22 protein-coding genes are annotated in these 24271 nt (G+C 72.5%); 14 read left to right on the top strand and 8 right to left on the bottom strand.

Annotated features, from left to right (window positions below):
- Nucleotides 1-42 precede the first annotated feature (42 nt).
- The gene (locus NRP21_RS15285) at nt 43-2106 is read left to right on the top strand and encodes a TonB-dependent receptor family protein (RefSeq protein WP_257717086.1); all 2064 of its coding nucleotides are present in this window, start codon (nt 43-45) and stop codon (nt 2104-2106) included.
- A gap of 37 nt (nt 2107-2143) precedes the next feature.
- Here NRP21_RS15285 and NRP21_RS15280 read toward each other — a convergent pair whose 3' ends face one another.
- Nucleotides 2144-3784 carry a carboxylesterase/lipase family protein gene (locus NRP21_RS15280; protein WP_257717085.1) on the bottom strand — a complete coding sequence of 547 codons (1641 nt, stop codon included), beginning with the start codon at nt 3782-3784 and terminating at the stop codon, nt 2144-2146.
- 214 nt (nt 3785-3998) lie between these two features.
- Here NRP21_RS15280 and NRP21_RS15275 point away from each other — a divergent pair, with 214 nt between their 5' ends.
- Entirely contained in the window at nt 3999-5423 is a 1425-nt protein-coding gene (locus NRP21_RS15275; RefSeq protein WP_257717084.1) for a PQQ-dependent sugar dehydrogenase, read from the top strand.
- Nucleotides 5423-5767, top strand: coding sequence for a c-type cytochrome (locus NRP21_RS15270; RefSeq protein ID WP_257717083.1), 345 nt, complete (start codon nt 5423-5425; stop codon nt 5765-5767). Before NRP21_RS15275 ends, NRP21_RS15270 begins: the two co-directional genes overlap by 1 nt.
- Before the next feature lie 85 nt (nt 5768-5852).
- On the opposite strand, the gene NRP21_RS15265 is transcribed toward NRP21_RS15270, so the two are convergent.
- A complete protein-coding gene (locus tag NRP21_RS15265) occupies nt 5853-7472 on the bottom strand; it encodes an ABC-F family ATP-binding cassette domain-containing protein (protein WP_257717082.1) in 1620 nt (539 codons plus the stop codon).
- Between the two features lie 117 nt (nt 7473-7589).
- Complete coding sequence (gene pgi / locus NRP21_RS15260) at nt 7590-9200, bottom strand: glucose-6-phosphate isomerase (protein WP_257717081.1); 1611 nt, start codon at nt 9198-9200, stop codon at nt 7590-7592.
- Between the two features lie 167 nt (nt 9201-9367).
- On the opposite strand from pgi, the gene NRP21_RS15255 reads away from it, so the two are divergent.
- Together NRP21_RS15255 and NRP21_RS15250 are read left to right on the top strand one after the other, a co-directional pair.
- Nucleotides 9368-9751, top strand: a complete 384-nt coding sequence (locus NRP21_RS15255; RefSeq protein ID WP_257717080.1) for a CidA/LrgA family protein — start codon at nt 9368-9370, stop codon at nt 9749-9751.
- A complete protein-coding gene (locus tag NRP21_RS15250) occupies nt 9748-10467 on the top strand; it encodes an LrgB family protein (RefSeq protein ID WP_257717079.1) in 720 nt (239 codons plus the stop codon). The genes NRP21_RS15255 and NRP21_RS15250 overlap by 4 nt, the downstream gene beginning before the upstream one ends.
- 50 nt (nt 10468-10517) lie before the next feature.
- Here NRP21_RS15250 and NRP21_RS15245 read toward each other — a convergent pair whose 3' ends face one another.
- Nucleotides 10518-11435, bottom strand: coding sequence for a retropepsin-like aspartic protease (locus NRP21_RS15245; protein ID WP_257717078.1), 918 nt, complete (start codon nt 11433-11435; stop codon nt 10518-10520).
- Between the two features lie 143 nt (nt 11436-11578).
- On the opposite strand from NRP21_RS15245, the gene NRP21_RS15240 reads away from it, so the two are divergent.
- Nucleotides 11579-12367, top strand: a complete 789-nt coding sequence (locus NRP21_RS15240) for a substrate-binding domain-containing protein (RefSeq protein ID WP_257717077.1) — start codon at nt 11579-11581, stop codon at nt 12365-12367.
- 34 nt (nt 12368-12401) lie between these two features.
- Here NRP21_RS15240 and NRP21_RS15235 read toward each other — a convergent pair whose 3' ends face one another.
- On the bottom strand, nt 12402-12989 hold the full coding sequence (locus NRP21_RS15235) for a sugar O-acetyltransferase (protein ID WP_257717076.1): 588 nt from the start codon (nt 12987-12989) through the stop codon (nt 12402-12404).
- A gap of 144 nt (nt 12990-13133) precedes the next feature.
- On the opposite strand from NRP21_RS15235, the gene NRP21_RS15230 reads away from it, so the two are divergent.
- On the top strand, nt 13134-13682 hold the full coding sequence (locus tag NRP21_RS15230; RefSeq protein WP_257717075.1) for a TetR/AcrR family transcriptional regulator: 549 nt from the start codon (nt 13134-13136) through the stop codon (nt 13680-13682).
- A 24-nt stretch (nt 13683-13706) separates the two neighbouring features.
- Here the strand turns inward: NRP21_RS15230 and NRP21_RS15225 are convergent, their stop codons facing one another.
- Nucleotides 13707-14624: a LysR family transcriptional regulator gene (locus NRP21_RS15225; protein ID WP_257717074.1), complete on the bottom strand. Its 918-nt coding sequence runs from the start codon at nt 14622-14624 to the stop codon at nt 13707-13709.
- 100 nt (nt 14625-14724) lie between these two features.
- Between NRP21_RS15225 and NRP21_RS15220 the strand changes: the two genes are divergently transcribed.
- From NRP21_RS15220 to NRP21_RS15210, 3 genes are all read left to right on the top strand, one after another.
- Nucleotides 14725-15480: an SDR family oxidoreductase gene (locus tag NRP21_RS15220; RefSeq protein ID WP_257717073.1), complete on the top strand. Its 756-nt coding sequence runs from the start codon at nt 14725-14727 to the stop codon at nt 15478-15480.
- Nucleotides 15481-15499: 19 nt separating this feature from the next.
- Nucleotides 15500-15871: a nuclear transport factor 2 family protein gene (locus NRP21_RS15215; RefSeq protein ID WP_257717072.1), complete on the top strand. Its 372-nt coding sequence runs from the start codon at nt 15500-15502 to the stop codon at nt 15869-15871.
- 635 nt (nt 15872-16506) lie between these two features.
- On the top strand, nt 16507-16671 hold the full coding sequence (locus NRP21_RS15210) for a hypothetical protein (protein ID WP_257717071.1): 165 nt from the start codon (nt 16507-16509) through the stop codon (nt 16669-16671).
- Between the two features lie 112 nt (nt 16672-16783).
- On the opposite strand, the gene NRP21_RS15205 is transcribed toward NRP21_RS15210, so the two are convergent.
- On the bottom strand, nt 16784-17887 hold the full coding sequence (locus NRP21_RS15205; RefSeq protein ID WP_257717070.1) for a class I SAM-dependent methyltransferase: 1104 nt from the start codon (nt 17885-17887) through the stop codon (nt 16784-16786).
- Between the two features lie 161 nt (nt 17888-18048).
- On the opposite strand from NRP21_RS15205, the gene NRP21_RS15200 reads away from it, so the two are divergent.
- The 4 genes from NRP21_RS15200 to NRP21_RS15185 all read left to right on the top strand — a co-directional run bounded on the left by NRP21_RS15200 (nt 18049) and on the right by NRP21_RS15185 (nt 22949).
- Nucleotides 18049-19053, top strand: coding sequence for an AraC family transcriptional regulator (locus NRP21_RS15200; RefSeq protein WP_257717069.1), 1005 nt, complete (start codon nt 18049-18051; stop codon nt 19051-19053).
- Between the two features lie 104 nt (nt 19054-19157).
- Nucleotides 19158-20369 carry a ribonuclease D gene (gene rnd, locus NRP21_RS15195; protein ID WP_257717068.1) on the top strand — a complete coding sequence of 404 codons (1212 nt, stop codon included), beginning with the start codon at nt 19158-19160 and terminating at the stop codon, nt 20367-20369.
- Nucleotides 20370-20494: 125 nt separating this feature from the next.
- Nucleotides 20495-21193 carry a class I SAM-dependent methyltransferase gene (locus NRP21_RS15190; protein ID WP_257717067.1) on the top strand — a complete coding sequence of 233 codons (699 nt, stop codon included), beginning with the start codon at nt 20495-20497 and terminating at the stop codon, nt 21191-21193.
- Between the two features lie 103 nt (nt 21194-21296).
- Entirely contained in the window at nt 21297-22949 is a 1653-nt protein-coding gene (locus NRP21_RS15185) for a histidine kinase famiy protein (protein WP_308219900.1), read from the top strand.
- 272 nt (nt 22950-23221) lie between these two features.
- On the opposite strand, the gene NRP21_RS15180 is transcribed toward NRP21_RS15185, so the two are convergent.
- On the bottom strand, nt 23222-24217 hold the full coding sequence (locus tag NRP21_RS15180) for a tripartite tricarboxylate transporter substrate binding protein (protein ID WP_257717066.1): 996 nt from the start codon (nt 24215-24217) through the stop codon (nt 23222-23224).
- Between the last annotated feature and the right edge of the window lie 54 nt (nt 24218-24271).

The following is a 24271-nucleotide window of genomic DNA, read 5'->3' as shown; positions in this document are numbered from 1 at the left end:
CCTGCCGGCGCGGCCCCGTCATGCCGTCAGGATTTCCCTTCCATGTCCCGCCCCAATGCCGGCCCGCTCGGTGCCGCGCTGCTCGCGGCCGCGCTGCCGCTGTCCTCCGCGCTCGCCCAGCCCTCCCCCATCCCTGTCCCCGAGGTCGCCGTCAGCGGCGCCCCCGGCGCGCTGACCGCCCGCGACACCGCGGATGCCCAGGCGGCGCTGCGCCAGGTGCCCGGCAACGTCTCCGTCGTGCCCGCGGAGGACATCCGCATCCGCGCCGGCGTCACCACGCTGCGCGACGTGCTGGAGTTCGAGCCGGGCGTCTTCGTCCAGCCGAAATGGGGGGAGGACTCGCGCCTCTCCATCCGCGGCTCCGGCATCGCCCGGAACAACCACCTGCGCGGCGTGCAACTGACGCAGGACGGCATTCCGCTGAACCAGGCCGACGGCTCCGGCGACTTCCAGGAGCTCGATCCCCTCACCCTCGACCACATGGAGGTCTATCGCGGCGGCAACGCCTTCGGCTTCGGCGCCGCGACGCTCGGCGGGGTGCTGAACGCCGTCACCCCCACCGGCCACAGCGCCCCGGGTGCCCTGCTGCGCGGGGAGGCGGGAAGCTACAGCTTCTACCGGGCGCAGGCCGCCTACGGCGTGGCATCCGGCGCCTTCGACGCCTGGGCCAGCCTCTCCGCGCTGAGCCAGGAGGGCTTCCGCGACCACTCCAACGGCAACAGCCGCCGCTTCAACGGCAATGTCGGCTGGCGCATCACGGACGACGTGGAGACCCGCTTCTACTACGGCTACAACAACATCGAGCAGCGCATCCCCGGCACGCTGACGCGCGCCCTGGCGCTCTCCGACCCGCGCCGGGCGGCAGCGGCGAACCTGGCCCTGGACTACCAGCGCAACATCGAGAGCAACCGGGTGGGCAATCGCACCACCTGGCGCATCGCACCCGGGGTGGCGCTGGAGACGGGGATCTCCTTCGTCCACCGGGAGCTGGACCACCCGATCTTCCAGTACATCGACCAGCGCACGGACGACGTGAACGGCTTCGCCCGGCTGACGCTGGAGGGCACGGTGGCCGGGCTGCGGAACGTCGGCCTCGTCGGCGGCACCTTCGGCCTCGGCACCCATGACAACCGGCGCTACGTCAACCTCACCGGCCACGCCGGGCGGCTCACCTACGCCTCCACCGACCGGGCGCGCACGAACACGGTTATCCTGCAGGACACGGTCTATGTCCTGCCGAGCCTCGGCCTCGTGGCGGGGATCCAGCTCGGCGAGGCCTACCGCGCCAGCCGGGACAAGTTCCTCTCGGACGGCGACGGCTCCGGCTCCACCACCTACCGCTACTCCAACCCCCGCATCGGCGCGGTGTGGGACGTGACGCCGGCCTGGCAGGCCTTCGCCAACCTCACCTGGTCCACGGAGCCGCCGACGATCAGCGACCTCACCCCGCTCGCCTCCTCCGGCTTCTCATCCCTCAAGGCGCAGCGGGCACGCACGCTGGAGATCGGCACGCGCGGGCGCACCGGCACCCTGGGCTGGGAACTCGCCCTCTATCGGTCCTGGATCCGGGACGAGATCCAGCTCTTCGATCCCACCGGCACGGGCGCCAGCTTCGCGCTGAACGCCGACCGCACGATCCACCAGGGCATCGAGGCCGCGGGAAGCTGGACCGCGCTGCGCGGCGCGCTGGCGGAGAACGACAGCCTGACGCTCCGCGGCGCCTACACGCTGAACGACTTCCACTTCGACGGCGACGCGCGCTACGGCGACAACGAGCTGCCGGGCGTGCCGCGCCACCTGCTGCGGGCGGAGCTGCGCTACCGCCACCCCGCCGGCGCCAGCATCGCGCCGAATGTGGAGTGGGTGCCGCGCGGCCTCTTCGCGGACAATGCCAACACGGTGCAGGGCAATTCCTACGCGCTGCTCGGCCTGCGCGGGGATTGGACGTTCAGCAACGGGCTGTCCGTGTTCCTGGAGGGCCGGAACCTGACGGACAAGCGCTACATCTCCAGCGCCTCCGTCGCCCCGATCGCCACCGCCGCCTCGGCGATCTACGAGCCGGGCTTCGGGCGCAGCGTCTATGGCGGGATGCAGTTCCGGTTCTGAAGGCGGGACGGGGCGGCGCGGCCGCCCCGCACGGCCCTCAGAGGTTCCAGACCTCCAGCTCCTCCGCCCGCACCACGGGCACGACGCGGCGCGGGCCGCCCTCGCCCCCGAGCAGGTTCACGCCCTCCCCGCCGGAGGCCACGGCCTGCCAGGCCCCGCCTTCGTCGGAGGATGGCACTCCCGTCCGTGCGAAGCTGGACCAGCCCTGCATCATCGCCTTCGCCAAGGCCACCTCGGCAGGCCCCGTGCCGGACTTGGCGGCGAAGTAGGGATCGGTGTGGGTGCCGAAGACGAAGGGGATCTCCGCGCAGTGCGGCACGCCCCGCGCCTTCCCGGCCAGGGGATGCACGAACTCGTAGAGGAAGGCCGGCTGGCCGGAGGCGGCGTGGCGCCGCGCCGTCTCCAGCGCGTCCAGGCGGAAGCGGAGATCGGTGTAGGCAGCCATCCACAGGGCATTCGGGTCCGTCGCCCCGCCCCGCCCGGCGGCGGCGCGGCGATAGGCCTCCACCACTGCCTCCGCCGTGGCCGTGGCGCGCGGGCGGCTGCCCTCCTTCAGCGCGCCCACCATGCGGAGCAGCGAGGCATCGTCGGTGGGGGATGGCAGGCCGGGAATCCGGCGCCCCTCAGGGTCCAGCAGGTCGTACCAGAACACCGCCTCGTCCCGCGTGGTGCCGATCAGCAAGGGCATCGCGGGAAGCCTCGCGCCGCGCGGCACGGCGGGGATCACCACGCCGTCCGCGATCGGCAGCACCGGCACGCGCCCGCCATTCTGCGCGCCCCATTCCCGCGCCAGCGCCAGCTCCGCCGTGTGCAGCCCCTCCGCCGGCGCGTCGCGCAGGCCGGGCACCGTGGTTCCCAGCCTTGCGGCCAGCGCCTCGGCATAGGCGGCGGCCCCCGCCACGTCCGGCAGGTCGGGCGGGCCCAGGAAGGCGCCGCTCTGGATGATCATCTTGTGGATCAGGCCGCGGTTCGCCGGGTTCGGCGCGATGTTCGCCACGCTGGTGCCGCCGGCCGACTGGCCGAAGAGGGTGACATTGTCCGGATCGCCACCGAAGGCCGCGATGTTCACTTTCACCCAGCGCAGCGCCGCCACCTGATCCTGCACGCCCCAGTTCGCCGCCGCGCGCGTTTCCGGATCCTTCAGCGCGGGATGGGCGAGGAAGCCCAGCGCGCCCAGGCGGTAGTTCACCGTCACCACCACCACGTCGCCCAGCCGGGCCAGCGCGGCGCCGTCATTGCCGGCCGCCACGCCCTCCCCCGTGCGCCAGGCGCCGCCATGGATCCAGACCATGACCGGGCGGCGCCCCTCCAGCGCGGGCGTCCAGATGTTGAGGGTGAGGCAGTCCTCCCCCATCTGGGCCGGCCTGTCGTAGAGCCAGGTCGCCCAGGGCGGGATGGTCTGGATCGGGGCGGCGCCGGCCCGGGTCGCGTCCCGCTCCCCGGCCCAGGTGGGCAGGCGCTGGGGCGAGCGGTAGCGCAGCGGCCCGACCGGGGGCGCGGCGTAGGGAATGCCCTTGAAGGCCAGCACCCCGTCGGGCGCGGCGCCGCGCAGCGCGCCGGCCGGCGGGCGTGCGACCGGGCCGTCCTGCGCCGCGGCGGTGCCCGCCCGCAGCAGGGCCGGTGCGGCCAGCGTCGCCAGCCCGAGCGGCCACATCGCCCGACGTCCGAAACCCGCCATCACCCGCCTCCCCCCTGCGGCACCACCCGGGCGCACGGCCGGAAGTCTGAACCCGCCTTCCGCGGGCGCCAAGGGTGCGGCCCCCCCGAGATGCCGCCCGCCCGAAGGGGCCCGGCCTCCTTCCTCACGGCCATGTCACCGCTGCCGTGTCAGCAGCCTGCGCATCCTCCCGAAGGCGTTCGTTACGGCGCCCAAAAAACGGGAGGGTAGGTTCATGAAAGGGAAGGCGTTTCTGCTCGGTGCGGGCCTTTTGATGGCCTCGGTGGCGCCGATCGCACTGGCCCAGCAACAACAGCCCCTGCCGGGCCGCGGCACCCCGTCTAACACGGGCGGTTCCATGCCGGGCGAGACGCCGCCCTCCGTCCGGCCGCCGGCGCCAGGGCCCGTGCCGGGCCGGGCCCAGGGAGCGGGACAGGGCCAGGCCCCGAATCAGGCCCAGGGGCAGCCCGACAACCTCGACCGCCTGCAGCAGTTCCGCACCACCGGCACCTCCCTGCAGATCGAGACGGTGCCCCAGGAAGGCCGCCGCGCGGACGCTCTGCGCCGCAATCTCGAGCGCATCCGCCTGCCGGAGGGCTTCCGGATCGACCTCTACGCCGTGGTGCCGGATGCCCGCCACATGGCGGTCGGCGCCTCGGGCGTGGTCTTCGTCGGCACCCGCAAGACGCGGGTCTGGGCGCTGACGGACCGCGACCGCGACCGGGTGGCGGACGAGGTGAAGGTCTTCGCCCCCTCCGTCGGCTTCTCCGTGCCGAACGGTCTCTGCTTCTCGCCGGACGGCATCCTCTACGTGGTGGAGCACAACCGCGTCGTCGCCTTCCCCGCGGCGGAGTTCTTCTACGAGAGCCCGGACGTGGCGGCGGAGGTGGTGGTGCCGCAGGGCGGGCTCGTCCCCACCGCGGAGGAGAGCTTCAACCACGGCGCCCGGGTCTGCCGGATCGGGGCGGACAACAAGCTCTACATCGCCCTCGGCCAGCCCTTCAACGTGCCGCCCGCCGCCAAGATGGAGCTCTACAACCGGGTCGGCATCTCCGGGATCATCCGCATGGACCGCGACGGCAAGAACCGCGAGGTCTATGCGCGCGGCATCCGCAACTCCGTGGGCATCGCCTTCCGGCCCGGCTCCGGCGAGCTGTGGTTCACCGACAACCAGGTGGACGGCATGGGCGACAACACCCCGCCCGGCGAGATCAACCGCATCACCGCCGCGGGGCAGAACTTCGGCTTCCCCTGGTATGGCGGCGGCCGCGTCCGCACCCGGGAATACGCGGAGGCGCAGCCCCCGGCCGATGCGGTCTTCCCGGCGGTGGAGACGCAGAACCACGCCGCCGACCTCGGCATCACCTTCTACGACGGCCGGATGTTCCCGGAGGAGTACCGCGGCGCCATCTTCAACGCCCAGCACGGTTCCTGGAACCGCACGGAGCCCGTGGGGGCGAGGGTGATGGTGACCTTCCTGAACCCGGACGGGTCGGTGAAGGAGCAGAAGCCCTTTGCCGAGGGCTGGCTGGACGAGGAGACGAACGAGTATCTCGGCCGCCCCGTGGACGTGGCCGTGCTACGCGACGGATCGCTGCTTGTCTCGGATGACATGGCGGGCGCCGTCTACCGCATCTCCTATGACCGCAGCAGGCGGTGATGCGACGGGGAGCGGTCCTGGCGGTGCTGCTGCTGGCGGGGGCGGCCACCGTCCCCGCCCACGCGCAAGGCCAGGAGGGAAATCCGCGCGCGGGCCGGCGGCTGGCCGCCGGCGTCTGCTCCAGCTGCCACGGGCAGGACGGCATCGCCACCCTGCCCGAAGCCCCGAACCTGGCCGGGCAGAATGCGGCCTATGTCGCGGCGCAGCTCCGCGCCTATCGCGCCAGGGAGCGGGAGAACGAGCAGATGAACATCGTGGCCAGGGAGCTGACGGACGGGCAGATCGCCGATCTCGCCGCCTGGTACGCGGCGATCGAGGTCACGGCGACAGTCCCAGGCCGGTAACGCGCCCCGGCCGGCGGATCATGGGGCGGGCGGCCCCGGCGATATCGCCGGCGAGCCTGCCCCGATCCTCTCGGGCGGCCAGGACCTAGGCGTGCAGGCCGGGTGCCTCCTGCCCGGTATGCGCCACGTACTCGGTGTAGCCGCCGTCGTACTGGTGGATGCCCTCCGGCGTCAGCTCCAGCACGCGGTTGGACAGCGCGGCCAGGAAGTGCCGGTCGTGCGAGACGAAGAGCATCGTGCCCTCGTAGTCCGAGAGAGCCGCGATCAGCATCTCCTTCGTCGCCATGTCCAGGTGGTTGGTCGGCTCGTCCAGCACCAGGAAGTTCGGCGGGTCGTACAGCATGCGCGCCATCACCAGCCGCGCCTTCTCCCCGCCCGAGAGCACGCGGCAGCGCTTCTCCACCTCGTCGCCGGAGAAGCCGAAGCAGCCGGCCAGCGTCCGCAGCGATCCCTGCGCGGCCTGCGGGAAGGCATCCTCCAGCGCCTGGAACACGGTGCGCTCCCCGTCCAGCAGCTCCATGGCGTGCTGGGCGAAGTAGCCCATCTTCACGCTGCCGCCGAGCGAGACGGTGCCCGCATCCGGCGCGGTGGAGCCCGCCACCAGCTTCAGCAGCGTGGACTTGCCGGCGCCGTTGGTGCCCAGCACGCAGCAGCGCTCCTTCCGGCGCACCAGGAAGTCCAGCCCCTCGTAGATCACCTTGCTGCCGTAGCGCTTGTGCACGCCCTTCAGGCTCGCCACGTCGTCGCCGGATCGCGGCGCCTGGCCGAACTCGAATACCACGGTCTGCCGGCGCTTCGGCGGCTCCACGCGCTCGATCTTGTCCAGCTTCTTCACGCGGCTCTGCACCTGCGCGGCGTGGGAGGCGCGCGCCTTGAAGCGCTCGATGAACTTGATCTCCTTCGCCAGCATCGCCTGCTGGCGCTCGAACTGCGCCTGCTGCTGGCGCTCGTTCATGGCGCGCTGCGCCTCGTAGAACTCGTAGTCGCCGGTGTAGGAGTTCAGCGCGCCGCCATCGATCTCCACCACCTTGTTGATGATGCGGTTCATGAACTCGCGGTCGTGCGAGGTCATCAGCAGCGCGCCGTCATAGCCGCGCAGGAACCCCTCCAGCCAGATCAGGCTCTCCAGGTCCAGGTGGTTGCTCGGCTCGTCCAGCAGCATCACGTCCGGGCGCATTAGCAGGATGCGCGCCAGCGCCACGCGCATCTTCCAGCCGCCGGAGAGCTTGCCGACATCGCCCTCCATCATCTCCCCGCTGAAGCCCAGCCCTGCCAGCACCTCCTGCGCGCGGCCCTCCAGCGCGTAGCCGCCCAGCTCCTCGAAGCGCCCCTGCACCTCGCCGAAGCGCTCGATGACGGCGTCCAGGTCCTCCGTCTCCGGGTCCGCCATGGCGGCCTCCAGCGCGGCCAGCTCGGCCGCGACCGTGCTGACATCGCCGGCGCCGTCCATCACCTCCGCCACCGGGGTGCGGCCGGACATCTCCCCCACATCCTGGCTGAAGAGGCCGACGGTGACGCCACGGTCCACCAGCACCTGGCCCTCATCCGGCTGCTCGGCCCCGGTGATCATGCGGAACAGGGTGGTCTTGCCCGCGCCGTTGGGGCCGACGAGGCCGATCTTCTCGCCGCGCTGGAGCGCGGCGGAGGCATCGATGAAGAGAAGCTGCTGGCCGCTCTGCTTGCTGATGGAATCGAGGCGGATCATGGGTACTCGGGGCCTGGGATCGGCGCGGCGCGCCGGCATCGGGAAGGGGCGTCCGAGAACACGCCCGATGCCCAGGCGTCAACCGCCGCCGGGAAGGCCGCCCCTCCCTCGAACGCCCTATTCCCCGCGCAGCCGGTGGATCTCCGCGATCAGCGCCGTGGTGGAGGGATCGTGCGCCCCCGGCTTCGCCCCTGGCGCCAGTTCCGGCACCAGCACCCCCGCGAGCTGCTTGCCCAGCTCCACCCCCCACTGGTCGAAGGCGTTCACGTTCCACAGCGCGCCGAGGCAGAACACCTTGTGCTCGTAGAGCGCGACGAGCTGCCCCAGCGTGCCCGCATCCAGGTGCGGGATCAGCAGGGTGGTGCTGGGACGGTCGCCGGGGAAGAGGCGGTGGGGCAGCAGCGCCGCGATGGCGGCGGCGTCCATCCCCTTCGCCTCCATCTCCTCCCGCACCTCCGTCGCGTCCCGGCCGCGCAGCAGGGCCTCGGCCTGGGCGAGGCCGTTGGCGAGAAGCTGGCGGTGGTTCTCCTCGAAGCCGTGGTCGGGGTTCGCCACCAGCACGATGTCGGCGGGAACAGGCGTGGTGCCCTGGTGCAGCAGCTGCATGAAGGAGTGCTGCGCGTTGGTGCCGGGCTCGCCGAACACCACCGGGCCGGTCGGGCGGGAAACGGGCAGCCCGCCCAACGTCACGCGCTTGCCCAGGCTCTCCATCTCCACCTGCTGGAGATGGGCGGGGAAGCGGCCCAGGCGCTCGTCATAGGGCAGCACGGCGCGGGTGGGGTAGCCCAGCATGTCCACGTGCCACACCTCCGCCAGCGCCATCAGCAGGGGCAGGTTCTCCTCGGCCGGGGCCGAGAGGAAGTGCTCGTCCATCCTCCGCGCGCCGTCCAGCAGCGCCTGGAACACCTCCCACCCGCAGGCCAGCGCGACCGAGAGCCCTATGGCCGACCACATGGAGAAGCGCCCGCCAACCCAATCCTTGAAGCCGAAGACCTGCCCTTCCGGCACGCCGAAGGCGGCAGTGGCCTTCAGGTTGGTGGAGAGCGCGACGAGATGCGCCCCCGCCTCCGCCTCGCCCAGCCCCGCCCGCAGCCAGTCCCGCACCAGGTGGGCGTTGGCCATGGTCTCGGCGGTGGTGAAGGTCTTGCTCGCCACCAGAACCAGGGTGCGCGCCGGGTCCAGCCCGTGGCGCATCGCCTCCCAGGCATGGCCATCGACGTTGGAGAGGTAGTGGGCGCGCATCGGCATCCCCGCGCGCCACAGCGCCCGCGCCGCCATCTGCGGCCCGAGGTCGGAGCCACCGATGCCGATGTTCACCACGTCGGTGAAGCGCTGTTCCCCATGCACCCGGGCGCAGAAGGCGCGCATGGCGTCCAGCGTGTCGTGCACCTCGGCGGAGGCGTCCTCGCTTCCGGCCTTGAAGGCCCCACGCGGCCCGCGCAGCGCCATGTGCAGCACGGCGCGGCCTTCGGTGGTGTTGATCGCCTCGCCGCGCGCCATGGCGTCCCGCGCCGCCAGCACGCCGCGCTCCCCGGCCAGGGCCAGCAGCGCGTCCAGCACCTCGGCGGAAAGGGAGGTCTTGGTCAGGTCCGCCAGCACGTCCCCCGCCCGGCGGGTAAGGCGCGCCGCCCGGGCCGCATCGGCCATCAGCGGGCGGATGGCGCCCGCCCCGGGGGTGCGCGCCAGCTCCGCAACCCGGTCCCAGGCCGCCTCGATCCCGTCCGCCATGTTGGCCCCCTCCGAATCGGGCGGAGGTTACGGAGGGCCGCTCCCGCGGGAAAGCCGGGGGCCCATCACCTCCGCGCGGGACTTCCCCGGCCCCTCCCACGGGGCGGCATGGGCGATGCGACGGGATCGCGGGGCCGCCCCGGCACGATCCTCGCTAAACCCCACCCATGATCCCTGGCGCGGCCCTCATCCTTCTCTGCCAACTCGTGGGGGAGGCGCTGGTGCACGGCACGGGCTGGCCCCTGCCCGGCCCCGTGGTCGGCATGGTGCTCCTGCTCCTGTTGCTGCTCGGGAATGACCTGCTGGCAGAACCGCTGGACACCCGCTTCGTCACCGGCCCGGCGGACGGGCTGCTGATGAACCTCACCCTCCTCTTCGTCCCGGCCGGGGTGGGGGTGGTGAACCGGATGGACGTGCTGGCGGCCCACTGGTTCGCGCTCGCCGCCTCGCTGGTGGTCTCCACCCTGCTCGGCCTTGTCGTCACCGCCCTCGTCTTCGTCGCCGTCGCCCGCATGACGGGCCGCGGCAGCAAGGAGGAGGCCGGCGCATGAGCGACCCCGATTTCTCTCTCTGGGTCTATCTCTCCCGCACGCCGCTCCTCTGGCTGACGGTCACGTTGCTGGCCTACCTGGCGGCGGACCGGATCTCGGCCCTGCTGCGGCGCCACCCCGTGGCGAACCCCATGCTCATCGCCGTGGTGATCGCGGCGGGCGTCCTCTACGCGACCGGCACGCCCTACCGCACCTATTTCGAGGGCGCGCAGTTCGTGCACTTCCTCATCGGCCCCGCCACCGTCGCGCTGGCCGTGCCGCTCTACCGCAACCGGCACACCGTGCTGCGCTCTCTCCTGCCCATGGCGGCGGCGCTGCTGGCGGGTTCCATCACCGCCATGCTCTCCGCCCTGCTGATCGCCCGCGCCCTCGGCGTCTCCGGCCCCGTCCTCGCCTCGCTCGCGCCGAAATCGGTGACCACCGGCATCGCCATGGGCATCGCGGAGAGCCTGGGCGGGGATGCGGCCCTGGCGGCCGTCCTCGTCCTCATCACCGGCGCCATCGGGGCGGTGATCGTCACCCCCGTGATGAACGCCATGGGGATGAAGGACATGCGCGCCCGCGGCTTCGCGGCGGGGCTGGCCGCGCACGGGCTGGGCACGGCCCGCGCCTTCACGGTGAACCCGGTGGCCGGCACCTTCGCCGGCATCGCCATGGCGCTGAATGCCCTCGTCAGTGCCCTGCTGGCGCCGGTGCTGCTGCGGGCCCTGCTCTGAGGCCGCGGATGGCCGGCTCCCCCGCCATCCCGCTCCCGCCCTCCGGCGGTCTAGCGCCCGCCGGGCCTCTGCACGTAGAGGCGCTGCTCGGCATAGGAGAGCCAGAACCGCCGCCCCCCGATGTAGTCCTGCCCGAGAATGAGGTCGAAAGGGGCGGAGGCCGGCAAGGGCCCGAGGAGCAGTGACGCACCGGCCATCCTCTCCGCCCCGATCCGGACCGTGACGCCCCGGAGCAGGCGGACCTCCACGCCCCCCGTCCCGATCCCATGGGCGGTCCCCATCGGAAGCCTCGTCACTTCCTGCTCCGTCACCCCGATCGCGGGCGCCAGGGAGCGCCGGAGCAGGCTGGCCTCGGCCCCCGTGTCGAAGAGGGCCCGCATCGGCTGCCCGTTCACCTCGACCGGCAGCACCATGAGCCCGCCCCCCACGAGCGCGACGGGGATGGCGTCGTAGGCGCCCTGCCCGGGCATCGCCGCCAGGCGGCACCGGCGCCCGTCATGCAGGGTCACGCGGCGGGCCGGCATGTCCAGCTCGACCTCGGAGATCCGCAGCAGGTCCGCGCCGAGCAGCCCCGCCACGCGCGCCCCGCCCGGCCGGGAATAGGCGGCGACCGGGACCGACAAATTCCGCAGGTCGTGCCCTCCCACCCGCATCCGGGAGAGCAGCACGTTCTGCGCCCGCGTCTCGCCGGCGATCCCCACGCCGCTGGAGAAGCGCAGCCGGTCCACGGGCAGGCCCAGCACGGCCACGCCCTCCGGCAGGAGGGTGGTGAGGGAGGCCCCCGTGTCCATCACGAAGGGAACTGGCCTGCCGTTCACCTCCACCGGCATGACGGGAAGGCGGTTCTGCAGCGCCACCCCCACCGTGGTGCTCGGCCCTCCATCGCAGGGAGCCACGCAGGCCGGGAGGGCGAGCGGAAGGGCCGCGACAAGGCAGGCGCGAAGGCGGCGGAGGGCTTGCCTGAGCATCGGACGGGAATGCCACGCCGCCGTCCATTCCGGAATACGCATGAACATCGCCGGGAGGCCGGCCGGGAAGGCGCCCCCCCCGCGCCCGCGGTTCCACTGCCGGGAAATCGGCTCTAGCCTCCCGCCAAACCGGGAGGACCGCCATGATCCACGCCTCGCGCCGCGCCCTGCTGCTGGGCGCCGCCGCCCTGCCCTTCCTCGCCCGCCGCGCCGCGGCGGCGGAGGTGGTGGTGCTGACCTCGGGCGGCCTCACCGCCGCCTACCGCTCCCTGATCCCGGGCTTCGAGAGCAGCACGGGCCACAAGCTCACCACCCACCAGGGCGCCTCCATGGGCGCGGCGCCCGATGCCATCCCCCAGCGCCTGGCGCGGGGGGAGCCGGCGGACGTGGTGCTGCTGGCGGCGGACGGGCTGGAGGCGCTGATCGCCAAGGGCCAGGCCCAGCCGGGCAGCCGGGTGGACATCGCCCGCTCCCTCATCGGCATGGCCGTGCGCAAGGGCGCGCCGCGGCCCGACATCTCCAGCCTGGAATCCTTCCGCCAGGCCCTGCTGGCCGCGAAGTCCATCGCCTACTCGGCCAGCGCGAGCGGCGTCTACATCGAGACGGAGATGTACCGGAAGCTCGGCCTGCACGACGAGCTGATGGCCAAGAGCCGCCGCATCTACAGCGAGCGCGTGGGCACGGTGGTGGCGCGCGGCGAGGCCGAGATCGGCTTTCAGCAGGTGAGCGAGCTGCTGCCGATCGAGGGGATCGACTACCTAGGCACCATCCCGGAGGCCGTGCAGCAGCCCACCATCTTCTGCGCGGGCATCGCGGCGAACGCGCGGGAGCCGGAGGCGGCCCGCGCCCTGATCCGCTACCTCGCCTCCCCCGAGGCGGCGCCCGCGCTGCAGAAGACGGGGCTGGAGCCGCTGGTGCGGGCCGCCGGGTAACCGCCGCGCGCCCGGGGCCTTTCCGGGCCTGCCGTCAGGAGCGGGACGCCCGCGCTTCCCGCTCCTCTCCGGTGATCTCGCGGATGATGCGGCAGGGGTTGCCGGCGGCGAGAACACCGGCCGGCACGTCGCGCGTGACGACGCTGCCCGCCCCGATCACCGCGCCCGAGCCGATCGTCACGCCCGGCAGGATCAGCGCCCCGCCGCCGACCCACACGTCCGCGCCGATGTCGATCGGCCTGCCGTACTCCTCCTTCCGGCGCAGCGCCGCGTCGAGCGGGTGCATCGGCGTGAGGATCTGCACGCCCGGCCCGAACAGCGTGAAGTCGCCGATGCGGACCCGGCAGACATCGAGCACCACGCAGTTGAAGTTGAAGAACACGCGCTCGCCCAGCTCGATGTTGGAGCCGTAGTCGCAGTGGAAGGGCGGCTGCATCCAGACCGTGTCGCCCCCCTTCCCGAAGATCTGCCGGCAGAGCCCGCGCCGCATCTCCTCCTCCGCATCGCTGGAGGCGTTGAGCTGCCGGCAGAGGTCCCGGACCCTGTACCGGTCCGCGACGAGGCCGGGGTCGAGGGCGTCGTACAGCTCCCCGGCCAGCATCTTCTCACGCTCGCTGCGCATCGCCACCCTTCCAGCACCCGGCCCGGGCACCCGCCGGTCCACAAGGACCCCGTCCAGGCCTCTTGCGACGATGCGTACAGGCGTACATATCGGGTGGGAAGCCCGGCAGCCCAGGCGCCACGGCGGATCACCGGAACGTGCGACTTGACCACCAGGCCCCGCCGACACGACCCCGAGCGACGCGACCGCATCATCGAAGCCGCGCTGGACGTCATCGCCGCGCACGGCGTGGCGGGAACCACCCACCGCAGGGTCGCGGAGCGGGCGGACGTGCCGCTGGGATCGATGACCTACCACTTCGCCGGGCTCGAGGACCTGCTCCACACCGCCTTCACACGCCTCGCGGAGAGCATGTCGCGGCAGTTCGCCGGGCGCCTCGGCGCCGCGCGCACGACGGAGGAGGCAGAGGAGGCCGTCGTGGACATCATCCTCGGCGAACCCGGCTCCAACGAGCGCACCCTCCTCCTGAGCTACGAGCTCTACGCCTTCGCGGCCCGCCACCCGCCGCTCCGCTCGGTGATGAGGGACTGGATGGAGCGCAGCCAGGCCGCCCTGCGGCAGCACTTCGAGCCGGGCACGGCGAGGGCGCTGGACGCGCTGATCGAGGGCCTCATGATCCACCGCTCCGTCGATCCGGCGCCGCTCGGGGCGGCCGGGATCCGGGCCATCGTGCGGAAGCTGGCGCGGCCCTGACCCGGCCCTGCCGCGCCGCGCGGGTCACGGCACCCCGCCCCAGCCCCGCCCGGAGAGGCGCTCGGCCATGAACGCCGCCAGCGCCTCCACCTTCGCCGGCCGGTTCCGCGCCGTGGGGGTGACGAAGTAGAGCCCGCCGGAGGCAAGGCGCCAGCCCGGCAGGATCGCCTCCAGCCGCCCGTCCGCCAGGTACTCCGCCGCGATGAAGTCCGGCAGTTCCGCGATGCCGAGCCCGGCGAGCAGGGTGGGCAGCAGCGCCTCCACGTTCGTCACCCGCAGCGGGCCGGTGGGCGTCACCGCCTCCTCCGCCCCACCCGGCCCGGCGAAGCGCCAGGAATCGCCCCGCGCGCGATAGGCGTAGCCCAGGCAGTGATGCGCCACGAGGTCGCCGGGGTGCTGCGGCCGCCCGTTGCGGGCAAGATAGGCGGGTGCGGCGACGACGAGCCGCGACACCGGGCAGAGGCGCCGCGCCACCAGCGAGGAATCCTCCAGCACGGCGATGCGGAGGGCGGCGTCGAAGCCCTCCCCGATCAGGTCCACGCTCGCGTCGCTCAGGTGCAGGTCCACGGAAATCTCAGGGTAGCGGCGCAGGAACTCCGGCAGCAGCGGCGCCACCCAGCGCAGCCCGAAGGACATGGGCACGGCCAGCCGCACCAGCCCGCGCGGCCGGCTCGCCAGCTCCCGCGCCGCATTCTCTGCCTCCTCGGCCTCCCACAGCACGCGCCCGGCCCGCTCCGCCAGGCCCCGGCCCAGGTCGGTCAGCGCCAGGCGGCGGGAGGAGCGGTTGAACACCCGTCCGCCCAGCCGCTCCTCCAACCGGGTGACGGCGCGGGAGACGGTGGCGACGGAGACGCCCAGCGCGCGAGCGGCCCCGGCGTAGGACCGCTCCTCCGCCACCTTGGCGACCATGGCCAGAGCCTCGAAATCCGGCAGCCGCGACATCGACAATCCTGCAAGGATAAATTGCATCCCTTTCTATTTTGAAAGGACGCTCCTGGCGACATCTTCGGGCCATCGGATCAACCAGCACGGAGTTCTCCAGATGGCCCGCAAACTTGAAGGCAAGGTCGCCGTCGTCACGGGTGCCACCAGCGGCATCGGCCTCGCCACCGCACGGCGCTTCGCCGCCGAAGGCGCGCGCGTCTTCATCACCGGGCGCCGGCAGGCGGAGCTCGACGCCGCCGTGGCCGCGATCGGCCCCAACGCCACCGGCATCCAGGCGGACTCGTCGAAGTCCGCCGACCTCAACCGGCTCTATGAGCGGGTGAAGGCCGATGCGGGGCGGATCGACGTCCTCTTCGCCAATGCCGGCGGCGGCTCGATGCTCCCGCTCGGCGAGATCACGGAGGAGCAGTACGAGGACACCTTCGGCCGCAACGTGAAGGGCGTGGTCTTCACCGTGCAGAAGGCCCTGCCGCTGCTGGTGGACGGCGCCTCCGTCATCCTCACCGGCTCCACCGCCGGCACGGTGGGCACGGCGGCCTTCAGCCTCTACAGCGCCTCCAAGGCCGCGGTGCGGAACCTCGCCCGCAGCTGGACCCTGGACCTGAAGGCGCGCGGCATCCGCGTGAACGTCATCAGCCCCGGCCCGGTCCGCACCACCGGGCTGGTGGAACTGGCGGGCCCGGACGCGGCGCAGCAGCAGGGCCTGCTGGACTACATGGCGAGCCAGGTGCCGCTGGGCCGCGTGGCGGAGCCGGAGGAGATCGCCAGGGCCGTGCTCTTCCTCGCCTCCGACGACAGCAGCTTCGTCGCCGGCGCCGAGCTCTTCGCCGATGGCGGCCTGGCCCAGGTCTGAGCCAGGAGGGATGACGGAAATGAGCGAGGACACCGGAATCGCCGCCCTGCTGAGGCGCAACCTGCACGAGGTGTTCGGCGAGCGCGACGCGGCCAGGCGCCGCGCCGCCATCGCGGAACTCTACGCGGAGGACCTCGTCTTCGCCGATCCACACGGCACCCAGCACGGCCAAGCGGCCCTGGACAAGGCAGTAGAGCGACTGCACGAGGAGCTGCCGGGCTTCGTCTTCACGGAGACCGGCCCCGCCCAGGCCGTGGAAGGCGCCGGGCGCCTCGCCTGGGGCTTCGGCCCGCCGGGGCAGCCGCCGCGCGTCACGGGGCTGGACGTGGTGCTGGTGCGGGAAGGCCGGATCACATCCCTCTTTACCTTCCTGGATCCAACAGCGGGGTGAGGACGGCGGGAAGCGCCCGGCGCCGCTCGCGGAAATCGCGGCCTAGGGGCCCGGGCAGAGGAGCGGGCGGCACGGAACCTTCGGAGTGCCGCCTCGCGGTAACGGGGTAGGCCGAGGGTGACGTTCCGGCGCACGGCGGAGGCTGGTCACAGGCGGGAGTTCCACGTCGCCCGCCGCATCGGAGCCGGGGAGCAGCCGCTACTTCTGCACCTTCCCTGCGAGGACAGCCACGACCTCGGTCAGGAAGTGCAGGGCCGCGCTTCGCTGATCCCTGGCGAAGATGACTAGTTCGGCCAGCATCTGGTCGACAGCCTCCACCTTCCCTTCGGTACTATCGTTGTCCGGCGAACGATCGTCAGAGAAAACCGGCATTGCTCACCCCTGGCAAACCTTGCCCTGAGGTGGACATTCTTCAGGAAATGAGTAGGCCTGCACCCGGCACAGGGACATGTTTTAATTCCACTTTTGCGAACCAAGTGATCGGAAAGCCCTGATACCTAAACGCATTTCAGAATGCATTATTGTAAGTACGAATGAATGCGGCCATCATGATTTTGAGACACCCTGCGATACTTCCGGTTTCGGAGATCGACGCGGCAGTCGGTGCCGTTGTCCGCAGGACCCTGAGAGACGTTGTGCCGCATAAGCAGGACGACATCCTCGACCGTCTCCGGCAGGAGATGCAGCGCTGCCTCACGGGAGCGCCGATCAATGGAGAGGTGGTGGGGCAGCTAGAGCTGCGGGCCGAACTCGCGGCCAGCCTCAGCCGGCACCTCGGCCCCCCGGACGAAGAGGGCTGAGAGGTGCTGCCCTGGGCGCGGGGCGGCGGCCGAAGCCACAGCCCGCACGCCATCCGACCCGGTGTCCGGCCTCCACCCCGGAAAGCACCGCGGCGCAGCGCCGGAACACCTTTCAGGCCCTGGCCTCCAGCACGAGGTTGAACGGCGTCTCCGTCGCCAGCCGCACGCGGGTGAAGCCGGCCCGGCGCAGCACGCCCTCCAGCCGCTCCGGCCCCGCCTGGGCACCAAGGGCGGCGGCGCCGGGCTGGTCGAGGGAGACAGGCGTGCAGATCATGGTGGAGGCGGCGTAGAACAGGCGGCCGACGGGGTTGATGTTCTCCTCCAGCCGGTTCCCCGCTTTCGGCTCCACCAGCATGAAGGTCCCGTCCGGCCGCAGCGCGCGGCGCACCCGCTCGGCCACGCCCACCGGGTCCCCCATGTCGTGCAGCGCGTCGAAGCAGGCCAGCAGGTCGTATTCCCCCAAATTCGCCTCCCCCGGGGTGAAGTCGGTGGCGCCGGCCACGTCGAAGCGCGTGTTCGCGGCCACGCCGGCCCGCCCCGCCGCCTCCCGCGCGCAGGCGATGGAGGCGGCGTGGTAGTCCAGCCCGGTGAAGTGCGAGTTGGGGAAGGCCTCGGCCATCAGGATCACGGTGGCGCCGTGCCCGCAGCCGAGATCCGCCACCCGGGCCCCGCGCCGCAGCTTCTCCTCCACCCCCTCCAGGGCGGGCAGCCACTCGCCCAGCAGGTGCGCGACATAGCCCGGCCGGAAGAAGCGGGAGATGCCGCTGAACAGGCAGGCGCAGCGCGTGTCGTAGCCGGCGCCGCGGCCCGTGGGCCGGGTGAAGGCCTTCGTCACCTGCGGCTGATCCAGCAGGTTCGCCGCCGCGATCTCGAAGGCGCCGAGCATGAAGGCGGGGCTCTCCGGCCGCGCGAAGACCATGGCCTGCTCGGGGTTCATGGAGAAGCGGCCGGTGCCGGGATCGTAGTCAAGGTAGCCGGCGGCAGCATGGGCGGAGAGCCACTCGCGCAGCAGCCGCTCGTTCGTGCCGGTGCGCCCGGCCAGCTCGGCCGGGGTGACGGGCCCCGCCCCGTCCAGCGCGGTGTAGAGGCCGAGCTCGTCGCCGATGCGGACGAGCGGCACCGCCATGGCGCCGCCGAGGTCGTCGAGCATGCGGTTGACGAAGCCCTGCAGCCTCGTGGGGTCGGGAAGGCCGAGCGGGGCGGTCTGCGTATCCATCTTGCACCTCCTCTGCAGGCTGATTGCTAGAGGATGCGGGTGGGCGGCTGAATGACGCGCCTGCCGATCCGTTTGACCGATCGTCCGGATGCTCGTTACGATTCCCGCCCAATCCGGATCGGTGGGGCCCTGCCATGCGGGGCCGGCCGCGAAGGAGGTGCATGGGCCAGGATGCGCTGTCCGAGGTGCTGCGCGCCGTGCGGCTCACGGGGGCGGTGTTCTTCCGCGTCGAGGCCCGGGAGCCCTGGGCCGCGGAGGCGCCGCCGGCCGCGGCCTGCGCGCCCCATGTCATGCCCGGCGCCCAGCACGTCATCGAGTACCACCTGATCCACCGCGGCGCCTGCTGGGGCGGGCTGGTCGGCGCCGCGCCGGTGCGGCTGGAAGCGGGGGACATCATCGCCTTCCCCCAGGGCGACGCGCACGTGCTGTCCAGCGCGCCGGGGCTGCGGCAGGTCCCGGACCTCGCCCTGTACCGAGAGGCCGCGGCGGCCGCCCCCCTCTCCCTCCGGCTCGGCGCGGCGGGCGAGCCGACGGCCTGCGTGATCTGCGGCTTCCTCGGCTGCGATGCGCGCCCCTTCAACCCGCTGCTGGAGGCGCTGCCGCGCATGCTGCACCACCGTGCCGGGCGGGATGGCCCCTCCTGGATGGGGCAGCTGGCGAGCGCCACGATGGCCGAGGCCGCGCGCCGGCGCATCGGCGGCGAGGCCATCCTGGCGCGGCTGAGCGAGCTGCTCTTCGCCGAGCTGGTGCGGCGCCACGTGGAGGACCTGCCGGCGGAGGGGCGGAACTGGTTCGCGGCGCTGCGCGACCCGCATGTCGGCCGCGCGCTGAACCTGCTGCACGGCCGCGCGGCCGAGCCCTGGACGCTGGACGCGCTGGCGCGCGACGTGGGCCTCTCCCGCTCCACCCTGGCGGAGCGCTTCGCGCGGCTCGTGGGGTGCCCGCCCATGGGATATCTCGGGCGCTGGCGACTGCAGCTGGGGGCGGGGCTGCTGGCGGGGGGCGGGCTGCCGGTGGCGCAGGTGGCGCTCCGGGTGGGCTATGAGTCGGAGGAGGCGTTCAGCCGCGCCTTCCGCCGCATGACCGGCGTGCCGCCCGCGGCCTGGCGGCGGGCCAGCCGCGAGGGGCGCAGCGGGCCGCTCCCGGAGGCGCGGCAGGGTCCGTGAGGCCGGTCTGCCCCGCTGCGCCGGAAGCCCCGGAGCCGCCACGCGGCAGCCGCGGAGCCGGCAGGATTTGTGACCGGAGCGAACTCCGATTAAACCGGCGCCCCATGTCCCGCCGCCCGGCTGTTGCCGATCCCGAGCCCGTCCTCATCACCACCACGGAGCAGCTCGTGCCGCTCTGCGAACGGCTCCGGCAGGAGCCCTTCGTGACCGTGGACACGGAATTCATGCGGGAGCGGACCTACTGGCCCGAGCTCTGCGTCGTCCAGCTCGGCGGGTCGCAGGACACGGCGGTGGTCGATGCCCTCGCCCCGGGCCTCGACCTCTCCCCCCTCGGCGCCCTGCTGGCGGACGAGCACGTGGTGAAGGTGTTCCACGCCTGCCGGCAGGACGTGGAGATCTTCCTGCTGCGCTACGGCGCCACGCCCCAGCCCCTGTTCGACACGCAGATCGCCGCCATGGTGGCCGGCTTCGGTGACCAGGCGAGCTACGACAGCCTCGCCCGCGCCCTGGCCAACGCCCAGATCGACAAGGCCCACCGCTTCAGCGACTGGTCCGCCCGCCCCCTCTCCCCCGCCCAGATCGCCTACGCGGCCGCGGACGTCACGCATCTCCGCCGCATCTACGTGGCGCTGCGCGACCGGCTGGCGAAGGAGGGGCGGCTGGACTGGGTGGGCGAGGAGATGGCGGCCCTGACCGACCCCGCCACCTACCGTACCGACCCCGAGGCGGCGTGGGAGAAGCTGCGGCCGCGCACCACGAACCGCCGGTTCCTCGGCGTGCTGCGCGCCATCGCCGCCTGGCGGGAGCGGGAGGCGCAGCGCGTCAACATCCCCCGCCAGCGCCTGCTGCGCGATGAATCCCTGCTGGAGGTGGCCGCCACGGCGCCGGCGGACGCCGCCTCCCTGGCCCGCGCCCGCGGCGTGACGGAGGGCTTCGCCCGCGGCAAGTCCGGCGCTTCCCTCCTCGCCGCCATCGAGGCCGCGAAGGACCTGCCGGAGGCGGAGCTCCCCGAGCCCCCGCGCGAGAGGTCCGGCCCCGCCGCCTCCCCCGCCCTGGTCGCGCTGCTGAAGGTGCTGCTGGCCGCCAAGGCCGAGGAGCACCAGGTGGCCCCCCGCCTGCTGGCCAGTTCCGACGACCTGGACCGGCTGGCTGCGGAAAGGCCGGAGGACCTGCCCGCCCTCCAGGGCTGGCGCCGCAAGGTCTTCGGCGCGGACGCCCTGGCGCTGCGCGACGGCAACCTGGCATTGGGCGTGGAGGGGCGCCGCGTGCGCCTGGTCCGCCCGGCCTCCGGCCCCGCGCGCGGGGCGGCGGACTGACCTCCCCTCCCCGGGGATTGAAGCCCCGGCCTATCACGGCCGCTTGCGCCCCGGCGGTGGCTGGTTTAGCGCCCTTGTCCGGCCCGCCTTACGGCCGGCCCTATTATCCGGACCCAGAACGCATCATGGCGCCGCCCCTGCCCGATCTCACCGCTGATCCGTCCCGCGACCACAAGCGGGCGGTGCTGGATGCGGGCGCGGTTCGCGATGCCTACCGGCGCTGGGCGGGCGTGTACGACACGGTCTTCGGCGGTGTCTCCTCCTTCGGGCGCAAGCGGGCGGTGGCGGCGGTGAACCGCCTGCCCGGCACCCGCGTGCTGGAAGTGGGGGTGGGCACCGGCCTCGCCCTGCCCCGCTACCGGCGGGACAAGCGGGTGGTCGGCGTCGATCTCTCCCGCGAGATGCTGGAGAAGGCGCGGGAGCGCGTGCTGGCCGAGGGCCTCTCCCACGTCGAGGGGCTGATCGAGATGGACGCGGAGCGCATGGCCTTCGCCGACGACAGCTTCGACCTGGCGGTGGCCATGTTCACCGCCAGCGTGGTGCCGGACGCCAAGCGCCTCTTCGCGGAGATGTCGCGCGTGGTGCGGCCGGGCGGGCAGCTGCTGTTCGTGAACCACTTCGCCGCGCAGGACGGGCCGCGCTGGTGGGTGGAGCGGACCATGGCCCCCCTTTCCCGCATCCTCGGCTGGCACCCGGACTTCGCCCTCTCCGACCTGCTGGACGCCGAGGCGCAGGTGGAGGCGCTGGAGCCCTGCCCGCCGGGCGGCCTCTTCACCCTCGTGCAGGTGCGCAACACGCGCGCGGTCCAGGCCCTGGCGGCGTGAGCCGCGGGGGCCGGCCGGCACGGCACGGCTCCCCCTCTTGCGCACTCGCTGTTCGTGCCGATCTGCGCCCGGTGTTGTACCTTCGAGATCCCCGGAACGACGCATGAACGACGACGCCGAGCCGGCCCACCGGGGACCGGCCGCCGCAGGGCATCTTCCCACCGGGCGGCCCACCGTGCAGGGCGGCGCCGATAGCGGGTTCTCCAGCACCCATTCGGACATCTTCTTCGCGGCCGTCGAGATGACGCGCATGCCGATGATCGTCACGGACCCCAACCAGCCCGACAACCCGATCGCCTTCGCCAACCAGGCTTTCCTGAAGATGACGGGCTACGAGCCGGAGGAGATCGTCGGCCGCAACTGCCGCTTCCTGCAGGGCCCGGACACGGACCGCGAGACGGTGGCGGAGGTGCGGCGCGCCGTCGAGGCGCGGCGGGAGATCGCGACGGAGATCCTGAATTACCGCAAGAACGGCTCCACCTTCTGGAACGCCCTCTTCATCTCTCCCGTGCTGAACCCGCAGGGGGAGCTGATCTACTTCTTCGCCTCGCAGCTGGATGTCAGCCGGCGGCGGGACGCGGAGGACGCGCTGCGCCAGGCACAGAAGATGGAGGCGCTGGGCCAGCTCACGGGCGGCATCGCGCACGACTTCAACAACCTCCTCCAGGTCATGCGCGGCTACATGGACCTGCTGGACAGCGCCCTGGGCAAGCCGGAGCCGGACCGGGCGCGGATGCAGCGCAGCCTCGGCGCCGCCCGCGCCGCCGCGGACCGCGCGGCCACGCTGACCTCGCAGCTCCTCGCCTTCTCCCGCAAGCAGCGGCTGGAAGGGCGGACGGTGAGCCTCAACGCCCTGGCCGAGGGCATCCGCGAGATGGCGGCGCGCAGCCTCGGCGAGGGTGTCGCGCTGCACTTCGAGCTGGACCCCGCCATCGGCACCTGCCGGCTGGACCCGACCCAGGCCGAGGTCGCGCTGCTGAACGTGCTGATCAACGCGCGCGACGCCTTGGCCGGGCGGGCGGACGGGGCCGTGACGATCCGCACCCGCGCCCTTCTCGTGGAGCCTGATGATGCGCTGATGGCCAACCGCCTCACGCCCGGGCGCTACGCGACCATCAGCGTGATGGACAATGGCAGCGGCATGCCGCCCGAAATTCTGTCCCGCGTGATGGAGCCCTTCTTCACCACGAAGGAGGAGGGGCGCGGCACCGGGCTGGGCCTCTCCATGGTCTATGGCTTCGCGCGGCAATCCGGTGGCGCCGTGCGGATCGAGAGCGCGCCCGGCCAGGGCACCACCGTCCACCTCTACTTCCCCGAGGCGGAGGCGGACGCCACGGACCGCCCCGCCTCGCCCCGCGCTTCCGAGCGGCCGGGCACGGAGACGATCCTGGTGGTGGACGACCGGCCGGAGGTGGCGGAACTGGCCCGCGCCATCCTGGAGGAGTTCGGCTACACCGTGCACATCGCCCATGACGGGCACGAGGCGATGCGGATGATCGCCGGCGACGCGCCGCTGGACATGCTCTTCACCGACCTCATCATGCCCGGCGGCATGAACGGCGTGATGCTGGCGCGCGAAGCCCGCCGCCAGCGCCCCCGCCTGAAGATCCTGCTGACCACGGGCTACGCCGACGACAGCATGAACCGCGACGAGGTGGGCGGCACGGAGTTCGACCTGATCCACAAGCCCTACGGCCGCGCGGATCTGGCGCGGCGCGTGCGCATCGTGCTGGACGGGCCGACGGGAGTGGGGTGAGGCGGCCCCCAAGGGGCTCCGCCCCTTGGATCCCCGCCAGGAGCCTGAGGCTCCTGGACCTGCATCGGGCTGCCGCGGGACTGACTTGCGGCGTGGCGCCTGACGATCGGGCACCATCCTGCCCTCGCAGTCGCCTCGGCTCCACGAGCCGAGGCGCACCGTTAGCGAGGTTCAAACCAACCCATAGAAAAAGATGATGGTGAGGGGTCCGGGGAGAGGAAGAATTCCTTCTTCCTCTCCCTGGCCACAGACCGCCAGCCGCGAACCCGGCGCTACTGGACCTTGATCTCCCGCTCCCGGATCACCCGCCCCCACTTCGCGTTCTCCGCGGCGTTGTAGGCCGCCCACTCCTCCGGCCGCTGCGTCTCCGGCGTTACGGCCAGGGCCGCCAGGCGCTCCTTCGTCTCGGGCGCGTTCATGGCGGCGCGGGCCAGCTCGTTGATGCGCGCGACGATCGGGGCCGGCGTGCCGGCGGGGGCGAGGAGGGCGATGTGCTCCACCGCCTCGTAGTCCGGGAAGCCCTGTTCCCGGAAGGTCGGGATATCCGGCGCGACAAGGCTCCGCTCGCGGGAGGAGATGGCCAGCGGGCGCAGCTCGCCGGAGCCGATCAAGGGCAGCAGGCCGGAGGCGGCCTGGATCGCCATGGACACCTCGCCCTGCATCGTGCCCTGCACGGCCTGGGCGCCGGCGCGGTAGCCCACGTCGCTCATGGTGATGCCGGCCTCGCGCAGGAACAGCTCGGTTGCCAGGTGGGTGGAGCTGCCGGTGCCGGAATTGGCATAGGTCATGCGGCTGTCCGGCCGCTTCGCCGCGGCCACGAACTCCGCAAGGCTGCGGTAGGGCGAGGCTTTCGGCACCACCAGGATCATCGGCTGCGCCGCGATCAGCCCGATGCCGGTGAAGGCCCGGTCGTTGTCGTAGGGCAGGGAGTAGAGGTGCGGCGCCATGGCGTAGGTGCTGATGGTGCCCACCAGCAGCGTGGTTCCGTCCGGCCGGGCGCGCGCGACGGAGGCGAAGCCGATGGTGCCGTTGGCGCCCGCGCGGTTGTCGATGACGAAGGACTTCCCGGTGTCCTGGCTCAGCCGCGCGGCGAGGATGCGCGCCACCGCATCGGTGGAGCCGCCCGCCGCCCAGGGGACGACGAGGGTGACGGGGCGCTCGGGGTAGTTCGCCGCGCCGCCTGCCTGGGCCATGGCACCGCGCGGCGCGGCGAGGGGGAGCAGGGGCAGGCCGAGCGCGGCTCGGGCGAGCATGCGGCGGGTGGTCATCTCTGGGGTTCCCTCCGGCCCGTTCCGCCGGACCGTTCCGGATCTGCATCCCAC

Origin of the sequence: Roseomonas populi, from assembly GCF_024594815.1 — a bacterium.
In the GTDB taxonomy this organism is placed as follows: Bacteria; Pseudomonadota; Alphaproteobacteria; order Acetobacterales; family Acetobacteraceae; genus Roseomonas; species Roseomonas populi.
The sequence above is the reverse complement of the archived record's forward strand: the minus strand, read 5'-3'. Positions and strand labels throughout refer to the sequence as shown.

What these genes read in the sequence shown, in the direction of transcription:
- NRP21_RS15285 (WP_257717086.1), top strand. Translation starts at nt 43, where the DNA reads ATGTCCCGCCCCAATGCCGGCCCGCTCGGTGCCGCGCTGCTCGCGGCC.
- NRP21_RS15280 (WP_257717085.1), bottom strand. Translation starts at nt 3,784, where the DNA reads ATGGCGGGTTTCGGACGTCGGGCGATGTGGCCGCTCGGGCTGGCGACG.
- NRP21_RS15275 (WP_257717084.1), top strand. Translation starts at nt 3,999, where the DNA reads ATGAAAGGGAAGGCGTTTCTGCTCGGTGCGGGCCTTTTGATGGCCTCG.
- NRP21_RS15270 (WP_257717083.1), top strand. Translation starts at nt 5,423, where the DNA reads ATGCGACGGGGAGCGGTCCTGGCGGTGCTGCTGCTGGCGGGGGCGGCC.
- NRP21_RS15265 (WP_257717082.1), bottom strand. Translation starts at nt 7,472, where the DNA reads ATGATCCGCCTCGATTCCATCAGCAAGCAGAGCGGCCAGCAGCTTCTC.
- pgi (WP_257717081.1), bottom strand. Translation starts at nt 9,200, where the DNA reads ATGGCGGACGGGATCGAGGCGGCCTGGGACCGGGTTGCGGAGCTGGCG.
- NRP21_RS15255 (WP_257717080.1), top strand. Translation starts at nt 9,368, where the DNA reads ATGATCCCTGGCGCGGCCCTCATCCTTCTCTGCCAACTCGTGGGGGAG.
- NRP21_RS15250 (WP_257717079.1), top strand. Translation starts at nt 9,748, where the DNA reads ATGAGCGACCCCGATTTCTCTCTCTGGGTCTATCTCTCCCGCACGCCG.
- NRP21_RS15245 (WP_257717078.1), bottom strand. Translation starts at nt 11,435, where the DNA reads ATGCTCAGGCAAGCCCTCCGCCGCCTTCGCGCCTGCCTTGTCGCGGCC.
- NRP21_RS15240 (WP_257717077.1), top strand. Translation starts at nt 11,579, where the DNA reads ATGATCCACGCCTCGCGCCGCGCCCTGCTGCTGGGCGCCGCCGCCCTG.
- NRP21_RS15235 (WP_257717076.1), bottom strand. Translation starts at nt 12,989, where the DNA reads ATGCGCAGCGAGCGTGAGAAGATGCTGGCCGGGGAGCTGTACGACGCC.
- NRP21_RS15225 (WP_257717074.1), bottom strand. Translation starts at nt 14,624, where the DNA reads ATGTCGCGGCTGCCGGATTTCGAGGCTCTGGCCATGGTCGCCAAGGTG.
- NRP21_RS15220 (WP_257717073.1), top strand. Translation starts at nt 14,725, where the DNA reads ATGGCCCGCAAACTTGAAGGCAAGGTCGCCGTCGTCACGGGTGCCACC.
- NRP21_RS15215 (WP_257717072.1), top strand. Translation starts at nt 15,500, where the DNA reads ATGAGCGAGGACACCGGAATCGCCGCCCTGCTGAGGCGCAACCTGCAC.
- NRP21_RS15205 (WP_257717070.1), bottom strand. Translation starts at nt 17,887, where the DNA reads ATGGATACGCAGACCGCCCCGCTCGGCCTTCCCGACCCCACGAGGCTG.
- NRP21_RS15200 (WP_257717069.1), top strand. Translation starts at nt 18,049, where the DNA reads ATGGGCCAGGATGCGCTGTCCGAGGTGCTGCGCGCCGTGCGGCTCACG.
- rnd (WP_257717068.1), top strand. Translation starts at nt 19,158, where the DNA reads ATGTCCCGCCGCCCGGCTGTTGCCGATCCCGAGCCCGTCCTCATCACC.
- NRP21_RS15190 (WP_257717067.1), top strand. Translation starts at nt 20,495, where the DNA reads ATGGCGCCGCCCCTGCCCGATCTCACCGCTGATCCGTCCCGCGACCAC.
- NRP21_RS15185 (WP_308219900.1), top strand. Translation starts at nt 21,297, where the DNA reads ATGAACGACGACGCCGAGCCGGCCCACCGGGGACCGGCCGCCGCAGGG.
- NRP21_RS15180 (WP_257717066.1), bottom strand. Translation starts at nt 24,217, where the DNA reads ATGACCACCCGCCGCATGCTCGCCCGAGCCGCGCTCGGCCTGCCCCTG.